Source organism: Paenibacillus sacheonensis (genome assembly GCF_009909195.1).
Classification (GTDB): Bacteria; Bacillota; Bacilli; order Paenibacillales; family Paenibacillaceae; genus Paenibacillus_Z; species Paenibacillus_Z sacheonensis.
Genome location: NZ_JAAAMU010000015.1, coordinates 110713 through 125054, shown reverse-complemented (window position 1 = coordinate 125054; position 14342 = coordinate 110713). Strand labels below are relative to the sequence as shown.

Sequence of the window (14342 nt, the reverse complement as noted above, 5' to 3'; positions counted from 1 at the left end):
ACGATATCGCAACTTCGGTAACTGGCTAGCTTTTTTGCGGAAGATCCCGCAAACGAAGCCCCTTTAGCTTTGCGTCACTTGGTTTCCCAAGCTATGCCTTTTCGGTTTATTTTCTTCCAATATACGACTTAAACCTACACTTGTCCATAGACTAAAGAATCAAATAATCATGTTTATACTAAAAATCATGAGCATAAATTACTATATTATCAAAAAAACCTCCACCTTCTCACGACGTTATTAATCACATGATCTAAAAGACCTTGGAATCATGGCCCAGACCATGACGACGCTCAGTCGAAAAGGCATCCAAAAAACAAAAACCCCCCGAAAGATGGAAGTACCCCATCATTAATCAAGGAAGCTTTCTATGACTATCAGGCTATATCGAACGAATGTCCTATTCGTTCAAATAAATCGTTGCCCGATTCTGAAGTTTCTTGGCTGCTTCCTCCGCGGATTGGCGTCCTTCCAAGAATGCCTCCGCCTCTTCTTTCCCCATTGCGACAATCGCTCCGTTTACCTCGACGAGCCGCTTAATCCATGGAATCGTGTCCATGATGGTCTTGTTATCCGCATCCGTAATGGCAGGAGGCGTATCTCGCCATCCGGGCCGGCGAGCTTGATATTCCCGCTCTCGAACATTATCTTCGACTCTTCAACCTGCTTAGCCGTCATATCCTTAATTACCGAGAAACCCATCATGCCCGGCGTGCCCTGCCTCTCCGCAAAGAGCAAGTATTTCATGAATGCCCAAGCCTCCTGCTTCGCACCTGAATTCGCGTTCAATCCAAGCATGAGCTCACTTCCGAATGTCATCCCTTTAGCTTCGCCGCCTGATCGGGTTTGGAATACATCGCTGTTGACTTGGAACATTATCTCCGGGAACATGATCATATCCATCGGCATCATCAAATCATATGGCCGAACATTTGCTGGCCTGGCCCCGGCCTTCCCTCGCTAACCATACCATCGTCATACAAGCCTTTCAAATTCTCCAGCAGTGCTGCAAAATCCCCGGTATCAAACGATGCTTTCTTCCCTGCCGCATCGACAAAATGCTCATAACTCGACTCCGCCATCAGCTTTAGCATTTGTTCCCTCGGCATACCTGACAAGCTATAGCGGTCCGGCTTGCCGTCACCGTCCTCATCTTTCGCGAGCTATGGGCACTAAAGAACCTTATTTGACGTTAAAGAACTTTATTTTCATTAAAAAACTTTATTCTTTCTCATCAATATATTAACCTTTAGCAAACCTTTAGCGCTCTGTAATGGAATTGTAATATTCCCTTCATGTTTCTTTCATAATCCGACTCTATAATAAACACATGACCCCCCTTTATTATATATTTTCTCTCTTGCGCCTGCGGATATGCCGCAGGCCTTTTTGTTTATATAGGGCCTGCTGCGGAGTTTACCCGGAAAACAAAGAAGCGCGGCAGCTGCCGCGCTCCTTTAATCCATATTTCACTGAATTCCTATCCATCCTATGATGTTCTGTAATCACTATGAAATACCTTCTACAATCTCAATAGGATTACATCTGCCTTACAAAGCTTTCACCGCGTCCGCGAACTGTCTCGCGCGTTCGGTCAGCAGATCGAAACGTCCGCCGCGCACCCAGTCGAGGTTGACGAGCTTGCTGCCCATGCCGACCGCGCACGCGCCGGCTTTAAAATAATCGGCGATATTGTCCAGATCGACGCCGCCCGTCGCCATCATGGGAATACGGTCCAGCGGCGCCCGGATTTCGGCGAGGTATTTCCAGCCGAGGGTTGCCATCGGGAACACCTTCACCGCTTCCGCGCCGGCTTTCCAGGCACGCACGATTTCCGTCGGCGTCATGACGCCAGGCCACACCGAGACGTTGTTCTTCAGCGCGTAATCGACCACGGACTCGTCTAGATTCGGGGAGATCAGAAACTGCGCTCCTGCCGCGACCGCTTCCTTCGCCATCTCCAAGTCGAGCACCGTACCCGCGCCGATCCCCGCCTGGCTGCCGTACTTGTCGCGCCAGCGGTTGATCATGCCGGCCGCGCCGGCCGTGTTCATCGTAATTTCCATCAGCGTGATGCCGCCGCTCAGCAAAGCTTCGGCCGCTTGGTCCGCATATTGATCCTCGATGCCGCGGAATATCGCGACGATCTTCTCCTGCTGCAATCTATCAAGCATTGCGCTCACGGTTCAGCCTCCATCCCATCGGTTCGTTCCGTCTATGAATCCTGCGCCAGCCACGCGCGCAGCACGTCTTACATCCATAACCATTGTAGAACGAGCCTATCGGCGAATCAATCCAAATCGCGCCAGTAATCCTGCAAAATGCGGATAAACACATTGGGGAACGCGAGCGTCCGCATCTCCTCGGGACCGATCCATCGGTAATGGGCCGGCGCCCGGTCATCTCCATATGGAGCCGAAGCTTCGGTAATAGCTTCGAACAGACTGGTCCCTGCTGTACCTGCAGCAATTACTGTGCCCGCTGCTTCATCAGCCGCCGCTTCACCTGCCGCGCTTGTCGTATTTACCTTGCCCGTCGTCTGCCAGAAGCCGAACTCAGCCCGAAACACCTGCATGTCCCAAACGATATGGCTAAAGACGTGGTCCGTCTCGCCCCACCAAGCCTCCGGCCGGACGAGCAGCCCGTCTTCCGCCGACAAAGCCCGGCTCAGGAAATCCGCCATCGACGCGCGGCGATCCGAGCTGCCGCCGGCATCCGGCGGTCCATCCGCGCCAGCCGTTCCTGCATGCAAGAGCGGCTCCGCGAACGCCGCCAGCTCCGAACCCGCTGCAGACTCGCGTACTGCGGCCGATGCCTCGGAAACAGAAACGGATACAATCGCAGACGCTTCCTCAGGCGCAGCCAACTGCAGCTCGCCAGCCACCGCGGCCGCATTCAAGGCCGCTCCCGCCTTGCTGCGGCCACGCCGCTTGGCGGGCGCTGCCGCGCCGAGCGCATCGGGCGCCAGCACATGCGGCAGCTCCCACATTTGAGCGAGCAGGCCGCTCTCGGGCCGCTGGCGTACGAGCAGCTTGCCCGCATGCTCGCCGCTGCCGGTAATCAATGCCGCGATCCGCGTCTCCCGGCGCGGCGGCTTTGCCTTCGTCTTGATCGGCAGCACATGCTCTTTGCCGGCCATGCGCCCTTCGCAGTGCATCATCACCGGACAGGTCAAGCAGCCAGGCGACTTCGGCGTGCATACGAGCGCGCCGAGCTCCATGAGCGCTTGGTTGAAGTCGCCTGCCGAGCCCTCCGGTATAAGCGATGCCGCCAGCTTCTCGATGCCGATTCGCGTTGCGGGCTTGGCGATATCCTCCTCGAGGCAGAAATACCGCGACAGCACGCGCATGACATTGCCGTCGACCGCCGGCTCCGGCCGGTTGAACGCAATGCTCATGATCGCGCCCGTCGTATAAGGGCCTACGCCGCGAAGCGCGGAGACGGCTTCCTTGTCATCCGGCACGGCGCCGCCATGGCGGGCCACTACCTCGCGCGCTCCCGCCTGCAGGTTCCTGGCCCGCGAATAATAGCCGAGCCCCTCCCAGCATTTGAGCACCTCCGGCTCCGGCGCATTCGCCAGCGCGGAAGCGGTAGGGAATTTCTCCAAGAACCGTTCGTAATACGGAATCACGGTATCCACCCGCGTCTGCTGAAGCATGATTTCCGATACCCAGACGCGATACGGATCGCGGTTCATCCGCCAAGGCAAATCTCTTTTGTTGGCCAGGTACCACCCCAGCAGTTCACGGCTGAAATAGCTTGCCGCTTCCGTGGTCATGCGTCTTCACTTCCTTCTTCGTCTTCCTCGTCGTCGTCATGGGAGATTCCCTTCGCCCCGTCGCAATAAATCTGCCGATAACGGCTCGGGGTCAATCCGGTGTATTGCCGGAACATGCGGGACAAATAATGACCCTGCATGCCAACCTGCTGGGCGATGTCGGTAATGCTGAGCTCTTCTCTGAGCTCCAGCAGCAATTTCGCGCGTTCCAATCTTCGCATCGTCACGTATTGGGCAGGGGCATGTCCCATCAGATTTCTGAAATAGCCGATAAAATAGTTCGGATGAAGATAAACGAGCCTCGCCAAATCCTCCACGGCGATTCGCTCGGACAAATGCTCTTCGATATATTTTAACACGGCATCGAGCTTCTCGAACGGTTCGATTTCGCGCACCGTTGCTTCGTTAATGCCGCCATGTTCCAGAAATACAGCCAAGATCTCAAGCAGCTTCGCGCGCGTGCGCAGTTCCTTCGTCAGCCGAAGGGAACGGTAAGCCTCGATTAATTGCTCGAATAACAGCACCATTCGTTCTTCCTGATCCGGCACGACGTAGAGCGGGAGCTTGAGCAAGTCGAACATCTCCGCGTCCCCGATGGATGCGCGGAAATGACACCAGTACATGCTGACCGTCACATGCGGCTCGGCAGCGAACGACTGGAACGTATTCGGCGGAATCAGGTACAGCTGGCCAGGCTTCATTTCGACCTCCCGGCCATCTACCTTGAGCGCGCCTCCCCCTTCGCGAACGTACCAGAAGCGGTAAAACTCCGGCATCAAATGGGATGTTCGCCCTGGCTTCGTGCTCGAAAAAGCGGCCATGGATACTTCTGCATGAAAGCGGTGAAAATAATGTAGGATGATTGTTCTGTAGGTGTGTTTCATCGCAGCTCCGCATCCGAAATAAGTTAATTAGGAAAGCATAAACATATCGCTCTATTATAACGCAACGTTTCGAGAGGAACCAATGCACATCCGACTAGCAAAATATTCCTACCAAAGAATGATTTACATAAATCGACATCGCATAAGGAGGATTTTTCCAAGTGACCAACCCTACGTTAATCCCTTCCGTCCGCGGAACCATTCGCTTTCTCTTGCTCGCGTTTCCTTCCGCCATGCTGCTCCTGGGCGGACACGATCCTGCATCCGCGTCGGCATTCGGCGCCGGTGCGTCCGATACGCCGCAAGTATTCAGATCCAATTGCATCTCCTGCCACGGCACCGACCTGAAGGGACGGATGGGCGACTCCACGAACCTGACGAAGGTCGGCAACCGCATGTCCAAGGCGCAGATTGCCGCCCAGATCAAGCAAGGCGGCGGCGGGATGCCGCCCTTCTCCGGTAAACTGCAGGATTCGCAGATCGAAGAGCTGGCTGCCTGGCTTAGCGCCAAGAAGTAAGAGCCAGCAGAATCGGCCGCGCGATGTAGAATTAACAACGAAAAAAGATCCTTACGGGAGGCCGTCGCAGCCTCTCGTAAGGATCTTTCTCTTGCCTTTCGCAATCATGCGCTCGTTAGGTTACTTGGCTTCCTTCCCTGCAGCCCGCTTCCAATGGGGCAAACCCATTCCAAGCGGTCCCTTGTACGACCACTTGGAATCGCCCATCGTCGGATGAGGGGGGAACGAAACATCCCGCAGCAGCGGAAGGCAGCAGCCCCACAAATCCTCGTACAGACCTTCAAGCGGAACGGCCTGCCCGGTTCTGAACATCCGTTTGGAGAGCAGCCCTTGTCTCATCGCCATTCGCCGCCTTTCCCTTTGCCCGATATTGCTTTGTTGTATTCCAATTATGGGCAAAAGGTGACGATCGTATGCGAGCGCCTTCAAATAAGGCGTTCTACGATAACGTAAGCGGACGCTAAATCGCCGTCATGCGAGATGGATACATGAATCGCAATGTCGCGGTCCTGATGTCCAAGCCGCCCCCAAGCTGCCGAAGACAGCCTGCAGACCGGCTTGCCTCCGGCTTCCCGGCCGATCTCGATGTCTTGAAAGCCGAGCGCGCCGCCGATGCCGCAGCCGAACGCCTTGGAGACGGCCTCCTTGGCGGCGAAGCGCCCGCCGATAAATTCCACGGCGCGTTTGCCCGTGTATGCCGAAGACATCTCGCGCTCGCTCGCCGTCAGGATCCGCACCCGGAACCGCTCGCCGTAGGATCCCCGCAATGCCTTTCCGATCCGCTCCAGCGAAGCGAGATCATGTCCGATTCCGATAATCACTGCTATTCAACCGCCTCGCCTAGCCGATGACGCCGATGAGCGCCAATCGGAAATTCGTTCCTCTGCATTCCGGCCGATCGCCGTGAATGACTTCAAGCTCCATCCGATGCTTCCCCAGCTCCAGCTCGTCCCCCAGGAACCAAGTATGGAACCAGCCTTCGTCCGCGCACCAATCCGGCCGGTTACGGCTGACCGCGACCCAATCGCCGCCGTCGAGCCGATAACGGAACTCGGCGGACAGCTTTCCGAAATCAAAGCCGAGGGACAGCCCCCGCCCGGTAAACGAAAAGGACAGCTTCGCGCCGATCGCTGCGGTTTCCAGCACCTGGTCGATCCATTCGTAGAACGGCCAGCGGCGAATCGTCCACGGCCCCTCTGTCTTGATGTCCGCAAGAGGCAGAAGCTCAACCGCCCCCCAGTGCTTCGGGTTCAAGGGCTCGGGAAGTCCGCTGCCGTCTACGGCCTGTCCGCCCGCCGTCCGCTCCGGCTTCGGCTCGCCTCCTGCGACGCCAAGCTCCCGCTCCAGAAAAGCGATGATGCTCTGGCCATAGCTGTAGCTGCCGCGGCTCGTCGGATGCAAACCGTCGGGAAGCCATTCCTCCCAGCGCATCCGGCCTTTACGCACTTCATCCAGCGCATACAGTCCCATCCAGACGGAGCCGATGCCGTAATGCTCCGCCAACTCTTCCAGCTCCGCGATGGAGTCCGGCACGCCGCCGGCGATCATCGCCGCGTACATGTCCTGCATGTACGTATGCGCAAGCACGACGTCCCGGCTGCCGTCCGCCAGCAGCTTGCGGATCAAGCCTTCCCTCGTCCGGCCGCGCTTCTCGGTCGTTTCGCCGGAGTCGTTGACCGCATAATCGATAAATACCAGCTGGCAGCCGCGGTCGACGAGATCCCGCTTCGCACGAAGGACGGCCAGCTCGCTGCCCGTTGCGCCGATCGCGGCATTCTCGACGATGATCCTAGCCTGCGGGAATTGCTCGACGAGCCAGCCGATGACCGGCTCCGGCCAGTTGTTGCGCGGACGGGCGTCCGTAATGGAGCCGCCGATGAATCCGACGGTCAGTTGACCTTCCGAGAGTGCCCGGACGGTATGGATGAGCGGATTGCGATGCTGCCAAACGGATGGATGCATAATGACGAATTCCTCCCCATGTGGTTGAATGTCCTTATCATACCAAATAATTGCAGAGGGACATATACGGGAATAGGCATCGTTCGATTATACGGTTGGTGCCAAACCGACGGATGAATAGCCTGCCGGCCGCGGGTGCATCCATGCACAAGCAACGCCCTTCGGCCAAGGAGGCCGAAGGGCGTATTTGCTCTGCGCGATGCCGCTATTTAGATACCCGGAATCGTGTTCCGTTTGTGTGCGGTCTTGACGTACTGCTTCTCCAGCTTCTCGCGTGCCGCGTCGCTGACCGGTTTGCCTTCGAGGTAATCGCTGTTCTCGTCATACGTGATGCCGAGCTCGTCCTCGTCGGTTTGGCCTTCCCAAAGGCCGGCCGTCGGCGCTTTCGTCACGACTGCGCCCGGAACGCCGAGCGCCGCCGCCACTTGGCGAACTTGGCGCTTGTTCAGCGTGCTGAGCGGCGTGATGTCGACCGCGCCGTCGCCCCACTTCGTATAGAAGCCTGTGATCGCTTCGGAAGCGTGGTCCGTGCCGACGACGAGCAGGTTAAGCTCGAACGCGAGCGCGTACTGCGTCACCATGCGGGTACGCGCCTTCACGTTGCCCTTGCCGCCGCGGCTGATGTGACGGGAGATGCCGATCGATTTCAGGCTGTGCTCCACTTCCAGGGCGATCTCGTCGACCGCCTCCTGGATGTTGGTCTCCACGCGGTGCTTCAGCTTGAACGCTTCGGCGACCTCGTAGCTGTCGGAGATATCGACTTGTTCGCCGTAAGGCTGGAACACGCCGAGCGTCATATATTCCTTGCCGGTCTCTTCGCTCAGCTCGTCGGTCGCCAGCTTGCACAAGCCGGTCGCAACCGCGCTGTCGATCCCGCCGCTGATCGCGATCAGAAGGCCGGCCGTGCCGGATTTGCGTACATAGTCTTTCAGGAAGTCGACCCGCTTGCGAATCTCTTGCTGCGGATCGATCTCGGGTTTAACGCCAAGCTCTTTGACGATCTGTTCCTGCAAGCTCATGCTCTCACCTCTTATTGGCAGTACCGCTCGAATGCAGAAGTCAGGTCTGCTGCGATATCGGCGGCCGAACGGTTCTCGATTTGGTGGCGCTCGATGAAATGCACGAGTTCTCCGTCCTTGAACAGGGCGATCGAAGGCGAGGATGGCGGGTACGGCGCGAGGTATTCGCGCGCTTTGGCCGTCGCTTCTTTGTCCTGGCCGGCGAATACCGTGAACAAGTGATCGGGTTTGATATCGGATTGCAGCGCGTGCGCAACGCCTGGACGGCATTGGCCGGCGGCGCAGCCGCAGACGGAGTTAATGACGAGCAGGGCCGTTCCCTTGGCATCCGGAAGCTTCTCTACGACCGCTTCGGGCGTGCGCAGCTCCTCGATTCCGATTCGGGTCAGGTCGTCGCGCATCGGTTGCACCATATCAAGCATATAACGTTCGAAAGACATCGACATATGTGTTCGCTCCTCATGAGTTCAATTTCCTCCTATTATACCCCCCTCCTTATATGAAAGCAAAGAAAAAGCAACCGGGTCTGCGCCCGATTGCTTCGGTGCTTCATTGCGGATCATCGTCCAGCTCGGCGTCGTCCATCGCCTCGTATGCCGCGTCCTTATCGGGATGCGCGAAGATGCCGGCTTCCGGCTCGATGCCCTGCTCGAAATATTCCCGGTTCTCGCTGGTCTGAAATCCGATGTCCTTGAATGGATGCACCCACTCGCTTCCGGCCATGACGGCGGGATCCGTCTCTTCCGTCCAGCTGCTGAGCGGCGACTCCGGCGACTCGTACGCATGATCGCCGATCACGACGCCGCTGCTGTTGACGAAAGGCGCCCTCGGCCCCCGGCCGCTGCGAAACTCCGGCAGGAAATTGATTTCATACGGATCCAGCTCCGGATCATCGCCGCCGGCTCCCGGTCCTTGGATCTGCTGCCCGTTATGCTCGTCGTGCTCGTTTGGTTGACTCATGCCCGTGCTCCTTCCTTAGATAGAAGGGCGATTAGGGCCGTCTAGTTTCTTGTCGTAGCCTTCCGACTCAGGAGCTTTGCCGCCCTGCTTCTTCTTGCTGGCTGCCGCATCCTGAACGGATTCGCTGCGTGACTGCGGATTGTTTCCCACTGCTGGCACCCCCTTCCAAAGGTAGTATGCGCGCACGGAATTCCGCTTATCCGCCCCTGATCCGTTACAGGCTCTATGTGCTCCAATTCATTATGTATCGTGTTTCGCTCGGTTGTTCTCGTTAATCCCGGCTCAGCGCGGCCGCGGCTTCGTATGCGTTGCGGCTGCGGTCGAAGCGGACGATGAAGGTCGTGCCGGCCCCTTCCTTGGAATCCACGTGGATGACGCCGCCGTGGCGCTCCATGATGCTGAGGCAAAGCGGCAGCCCGAGGCCGGTGCCGTGGGATTTGGTCGTATAAAACGGCTCGAACAGATGCTCCAGCTTCTCCTGCGGGATGCCGCTGCCGGTGTCGCTGACGCGCATCTCCACGTAGTTCTCGAATGTAGCCGTTTCCAAAGAAAGAATGCCGTGCTGGTCCATCGCCTCCATCCCGTTCCGGGCGAGGTTCAGAATGAGCTGCTTCATCTCTTTCTCGTTGAGCATCAGCATCGGAATCTGATCCGTTAGGCGAAGCTCGAGCGATTGGCCCCGCATATTGGCATCCGCCCACAGCAGCGGCAAAATCTCGTTGATAATATCATGCAACGACTGGCTGTTCTTCTCGATGACCCGGTTCTGGGCCAGGGACAGGAAATCGCTGATGATGCTGTTCGCCCGGTCGAGCTCCTCCATGACGATGCGGTAGTATTCCTTCTGATTATCCGGGCTTCGTTCGCGCATAAGCTGTACGAACCCCCGGATGACCGCCATCGGGTTCCGGATCTCATGGGTAATGCTGGCAGCCATCTGTCCGACGAGACTAAGTCTCTCCATGCGGCCGACCTCGTCGCGAAGCCGGTTCAGCTCCGTAATATCGTGAGCGATGATCGCCGCCCCGATGATTTCGTTATTTTGAATATCGCGCACGCAAATGCCGGAGTTCACGAAAATTTTCCCCTGCTCCTGCACGTATTCCGTCGTGATCTTGTGGCCGTTAAGCGCTTGATAGAGCAGACGCCCCATGACATCTTTCTCGATATGGTCGTACAGGATCGTAAACGGCTGACCGATCAGATCCTGCCGCTGCCTGCCGCCAACCTTGTCTTTCAGCAGGAGAATAGCCATCTCGTTAATATGCGTGATCGTGCCTTCCTGATCGACGAAGATGACGCCAAGCGGCGTTTCTTCAATAAATTGCTGCAGCTTCTGCACCTCGATGCGAAAGCTGTTCGAAATTTTGTGCAGCTCGTAATTCACGTGCTGATGCTGCACGAAGTGTTCCGAGAAGAAGATCGCCAGACCCATAATGACGAAGTATCCCAACTGATGAATCGCAATGGCGGCATAGTCGGCAAAGCGCATGTCGGGATGCTGGGCGTAATTGAAATTTATGAGGGCGCAGAATCGGATCAGCAGGACGACTGCCGTTAACCCGAACACGATTAGGTATTTCTTCCTGCGCTCCACGAGATAGAAACGTTGGTTGAACATGGAAATAATCGGAATCACGAACAGCACCGTGCCCGCCATCTCGATCCATCCCCAGCTGCCATCCATCATGAACTGTTCGGCGAAGAGATAAATGGCCGTCAGCGCAAGCGTAACCCATGGTCCTCCGTATAAAGAACCGATAATCAGCTGCGCATACAGGTAATCCAGGTCGAAGCCTTTCACCTCGGCGCAAACCGCGATGCCAAGCGTCACGCAGGCGCCGCAGAAAAGAATGAGCAGGTAAGGAACCCTCTTGAATGGTTTGGAGTAGTCATACCAAAATTGAAATATAAATACCGGAAGCAAAGCTAGAATGAATTGCAATAGAATTAGCTTCCACACAAAATTGAGTCCCACCCTTCAGAAGAAACCCAGTTATTGTATATCCCATTTACCTGTTAATCCGATTAAATCATAGGTCTATCCTTTTTACAATGTATTTCCGATTCAATAACATCCAAACTAACATTGGTATATTCTGCCATATAAATGGAATTGGCGTAAAGGGACAGACGAGCCGCCGAGTAGACGCTCCCCAAACTGGATAGTATGATAGATAACGGTAACCTTTCATTATATGCGTTTGATAATCGAGGAGAAAAAGCATGAATTACGAAGTCATAATTATAGGGGGCGGCTCTGCCGGTCTCATGGCCGCCATCGCGGCCAGCAAGAACGGCGCGAGCACCCTTCTGTTGGACAAAGGGGACAAGCTCGGACGGAAGCTCGGCATCTCCGGCGGCGGGCGCTGCAACGTGACGAACAACAAGGAGCTCGACGAGCTGATCAAGTTTATTCCGGGGAACGGCCGATTCCTCTACAGCGCGTTAACGAGTTTCGGCAACAAGGACATCATCGCCTTCTTCGAAGGCCTCGGCATCGCGCTTAAGGAAGAAGACAACGGCCGGATGTTTCCCGTGAGCGATAAAGCGAAAACGGTCGTCGACGCGCTTATCGGCCAGGTGAGGAAGCAGGGCGTGGACATTCGGATAAATGCGCCCGTTAAGCAGGTCCTATATGAGGACGGACGCGTGCAAGGCGTCTTGCTGCCATCTGGCGAAAGGATTACATGCAGAAGCGTGATCGTTGCAACCGGCGGCAAATCCGTCCCCCATACGGGCTCGACCGGCGACGGCTATCCATGGGCGGAGCGTGCCGGACATTCGATAACCGAGCTGTTCCCGACGGAAGTGCCGATTACGTCGAACGAGCCCTATATTCAGAGCAAGGAGCTGCAGGGGCTGTCGCTTCGGGACGTCAGCCTGTCCGTGTGGAACGCGAAAGGCAAACGCGTGACGGAGCATCGGGGCGACATGATCTTCACCCACTTCGGCGTCTCCGGTCCCATCGCGCTGCGCTGCAGCCAATTCGTCGTCAAAGAGTTGAAGAAGGGCGACGCGCGCAATGCCTTGCTGACCATCGATCTACGGCCGGATCAATCAGCCGCGGAGGTCTACGACGAGACGCTGAAGCTGGCCGGGCACGAGGCGAAGAAGACGATCAAGAACGTGCTGCGAAGCTATCTGCCCGAGCGCATGCTTCCCGTATTATTGAAGGAATCCGGCTTGGACGAGCAGCTGACGTACGATCATATTCCGAAGCAGGCCTGGCTTGCGTTCGCGAAATTGATCAAGGCTTTCCCGATGCGGGCTTACGGGACGTTGAAGCTGGAGGATGCCTTCGTTACCGGCGGCGGCGTCAATCTCAAGGAAATCGATCCCAAGACCATGCAGTCGAAGCTGATGCGGGGCTTGTATTTCTGCGGCGAAGTGCTGGACATTCACGGCTATACCGGCGGGTATAACATAACGGCGGCGTTCTCTACCGGCTACTCGGCCGGCAGCCATGCGGCGCTGGCCGATTGAAACAGGCTGACCGGGCGAGCGAACGCACCGGTCAGCCTGTTTCGTCTTTATCTCAGATGTGGACATCGCCCGAGAAGTAGCCGTACGAGCCGTCATCCGGGAAGAACTCGTCTGCTTCCGGCGCGTCGTCGTCATGATTACGCAGGCTGTCCGGCGTTTCTTCCTGCGCGATCCAATCCTCGTTTACGACATGCGCGGGAATCGTAATATTTTCCATGCGGTAAGCCTCGTTCGTCAGCGAAATTTCGGGAATGGAGGATTCCACGGTCAGCTGCCCCCCATGGGACTGCGCGATTTCAAGCGCCGACGTAATATCGTCCCCGCGCATATGAATATGTACCTCGCTGCCCTGCTGAATAACAGGGTCGTAACCTAGCTCTTGAAACGTGCCGCTTGCGAGCGACGCAGCGTTGGAATCGGCGAATTGAAACAATAAACCGGTATCTTCGTGCATTGCGGACACTCCCCTAATCCTAAATGTTCCATACCCGCATAGCGTGCCCGATTGTTCCGTCCATCATACCGGTCCATCATACCGGTCGCCGGCGGCTCATGTCTTTGCTTCCTCGACGCTCCTTCGTTCTCCATCCTTCGGGGCGATACCGAATACGAATATGCTATACTTGTAGCACAACTTAGCAGAGGTGCTGAAGATGATGCTGGATCTACTCTCTCATTCTCCTAATCCGATCATGGTCGTTCGAATCCATCAAAACCGTCGTCATGTCTATGCTTGCAACGCGGCCTTCTATTCGCTCACCGGCTGCGCCGGCGAAGAGCTGATTGGACTGCCGATCGCTTCGCTGCCCTTGCTTGGCTCGAAGCCGCTGTGGTCGATCGTCGATCTTTTATGCGACTCTATCACTTCCCATAATTTAGAGGCCTACGCGGAATCATACTTCAGCTTGTCGGATTCAGCATCCTCGTTCGGAGAGTTTCATGTCAAGCAGACGATGGACGCCGGAGATACCTACCTCATCGTGACCGTTCATGACCGGTCGGAGGACAAATGGATCGAGGATACGGCGCATGAGCGCCAAGCGCTCGTCTCCATGCGGCTGACGCCGGCCGGGACCGCCCTGTCGCTTCGCGGCTACCGCGGTCCGATTGCGTACGATCATTTGGAGCTTTCCCGCACGGAGCCCGAACAGTTCATCGCCGATCAGGATCGCGAGCGCGTCTTGAACCAGCTTCGGGAATTGCAATTCAGCCGGCAGACCGGCGAGTTTCATTTTACGCTGCGTCTGTTCCATGAGCAGTTCCGCATCCATTCCCTCGTCAAGCCGTTCTTCAACGGCGACGGGACTTTCCGGTGCTACGCTGCCCTCGTGCTTACGATGGAACCCGCCATAGAAGCAGAGGTCATCGAAGGAGCCCCCGTCAACGAACACGAAGTTCCGGCGGCTGGCTCGGATGCCTCGTACAAGCTGCGCCTGCTTATGCTCGAGAAACGCGTCTCCGTCACCCAGTTAGCCGAGAATACGCAAATCTCGCTGACGACCATCTCTAATATTCGCAACGGCAAAATCAAGAGACCGCAGCGGCTCACCGCGCAGCTGATCGCCGACGAGCTCGGCGTCTCTCCGACGGACATATGGGAGCCTTACAAGTAAGAGAGCGTACCTGCACGGGGGTGACCGGAAGTCTTTTAGGATGACGTTCGGATTATTTTCTTTATTTGGCAAATGTTCCTTTTCCTCAGCATGCACAAATAACCGTGCCTCTATCATTCAGA

The 14342-nt window shown here is 56.4% G+C and carries 17 protein-coding genes and 1 riboswitch; of the genes, 3 read left to right on the top strand and 14 right to left on the bottom strand.

Going from position 1 to position 14342, the window contains the following annotated elements; all coding sequences use genetic code 11:
- Positions 1-13: 13 nt before the first annotated feature.
- Positions 14-108, bottom strand: a riboswitch (cyclic di-GMP riboswitch).
- Positions 109-519: 411 nt separating this feature from the next.
- The 5 genes from GT003_RS23710 to GT003_RS23690 form a co-directional block, all read right to left on the bottom strand.
- Complete coding sequence (locus GT003_RS23710) at positions 520-903, bottom strand: hypothetical protein (protein WP_161702567.1); 384 nt, start codon at positions 901-903, stop codon at positions 520-522.
- An 8-nt stretch (positions 904-911) separates the two neighbouring features.
- Positions 912-1094 carry a hypothetical protein gene (locus GT003_RS23705; RefSeq protein WP_161702565.1) on the bottom strand — a complete coding sequence of 61 codons (183 nt, stop codon included), beginning with the start codon at positions 1092-1094 and terminating at the stop codon, positions 912-914.
- Between the two features lie 456 nt (positions 1095-1550).
- Positions 1551-2183, bottom strand: coding sequence for a bifunctional 4-hydroxy-2-oxoglutarate aldolase/2-dehydro-3-deoxy-phosphogluconate aldolase (locus GT003_RS23700; RefSeq protein WP_161702564.1), 633 nt, complete (start codon positions 2181-2183; stop codon positions 1551-1553).
- Positions 2184-2290: 107 nt separating this feature from the next.
- Positions 2291-3778 (bottom strand): A/G-specific adenine glycosylase, encoded by a 1488-nt coding sequence (gene mutY / locus GT003_RS23695; RefSeq protein WP_161702562.1) that lies wholly within the window; start codon positions 3776-3778, stop codon positions 2291-2293.
- Positions 3775-4554 (bottom strand): AraC family transcriptional regulator, encoded by a 780-nt coding sequence (locus GT003_RS23690; protein ID WP_239566019.1) that lies wholly within the window; start codon positions 4552-4554, stop codon positions 3775-3777. The genes mutY and GT003_RS23690 overlap by 4 nt, the downstream gene beginning before the upstream one ends.
- A 269-nt stretch (positions 4555-4823) precedes the next feature.
- Here GT003_RS23690 and GT003_RS32905 point away from each other — a divergent pair, with 269 nt between their 5' ends.
- Entirely contained in the window at positions 4824-5180 is a 357-nt protein-coding gene (locus tag GT003_RS32905) for a c-type cytochrome (RefSeq protein WP_161702557.1), read from the top strand.
- Positions 5181-5300: 120 nt separating this feature from the next.
- On the opposite strand, the gene GT003_RS23680 is transcribed toward GT003_RS32905, so the two are convergent.
- From GT003_RS23680 to GT003_RS23650, 8 genes are all read right to left on the bottom strand, one after another.
- Positions 5301-5525: a hypothetical protein gene (locus GT003_RS23680; protein ID WP_161702555.1), complete on the bottom strand. Its 225-nt coding sequence runs from the start codon at positions 5523-5525 to the stop codon at positions 5301-5303.
- 80 nt (positions 5526-5605) lie between these two features.
- Positions 5606-6001, bottom strand: coding sequence for a holo-ACP synthase (gene acpS / locus GT003_RS23675; protein ID WP_161702553.1), 396 nt, complete (start codon positions 5999-6001; stop codon positions 5606-5608).
- Between the two features lie 19 nt (positions 6002-6020).
- Positions 6021-7142, bottom strand: a complete 1122-nt coding sequence (locus GT003_RS23670) for an SGNH/GDSL hydrolase family protein (protein ID WP_161702551.1) — start codon at positions 7140-7142, stop codon at positions 6021-6023.
- Between the two features lie 209 nt (positions 7143-7351).
- Positions 7352-8161, bottom strand: a complete 810-nt coding sequence (gene nadE / locus GT003_RS23665) for an NAD(+) synthase (RefSeq protein ID WP_161702549.1) — start codon at positions 8159-8161, stop codon at positions 7352-7354.
- An 11-nt stretch (positions 8162-8172) separates the two neighbouring features.
- Positions 8173-8607 (bottom strand): BrxA/BrxB family bacilliredoxin, encoded by a 435-nt coding sequence (locus GT003_RS23660; protein WP_161702547.1) that lies wholly within the window; start codon positions 8605-8607, stop codon positions 8173-8175.
- 103 nt (positions 8608-8710) lie between these two features.
- A complete protein-coding gene (locus GT003_RS23655; RefSeq protein WP_161702545.1) occupies positions 8711-9121 on the bottom strand; it encodes a DUF3905 domain-containing protein in 411 nt (136 codons plus the stop codon).
- A 15-nt stretch (positions 9122-9136) separates the two neighbouring features.
- Positions 9137-9271: a hypothetical protein gene (locus GT003_RS32900; protein WP_275589185.1), complete on the bottom strand. Its 135-nt coding sequence runs from the start codon at positions 9269-9271 to the stop codon at positions 9137-9139.
- Between the two features lie 121 nt (positions 9272-9392).
- Entirely contained in the window at positions 9393-11084 is a 1692-nt protein-coding gene (locus tag GT003_RS23650; RefSeq protein ID WP_161702543.1) for an ATP-binding protein, read from the bottom strand.
- A gap of 263 nt (positions 11085-11347) precedes the next feature.
- Between GT003_RS23650 and GT003_RS23645 the strand changes: the two genes are divergently transcribed.
- Positions 11348-12607 (top strand): BaiN/RdsA family NAD(P)/FAD-dependent oxidoreductase, encoded by a 1260-nt coding sequence (locus GT003_RS23645; RefSeq protein WP_161702540.1) that lies wholly within the window; start codon positions 11348-11350, stop codon positions 12605-12607.
- Positions 12608-12659: 52 nt separating this feature from the next.
- On the opposite strand, the gene GT003_RS23640 is transcribed toward GT003_RS23645, so the two are convergent.
- Entirely contained in the window at positions 12660-13061 is a 402-nt protein-coding gene (locus GT003_RS23640; protein ID WP_161702538.1) for a hypothetical protein, read from the bottom strand.
- Positions 13062-13260: 199 nt separating this feature from the next.
- Between GT003_RS23640 and GT003_RS23635 the strand changes: the two genes are divergently transcribed.
- Complete coding sequence (locus GT003_RS23635) at positions 13261-14220, top strand: helix-turn-helix domain-containing protein (RefSeq protein WP_161702536.1); 960 nt, start codon at positions 13261-13263, stop codon at positions 14218-14220.
- Positions 14221-14342: the final 122 nt, after the last annotated feature.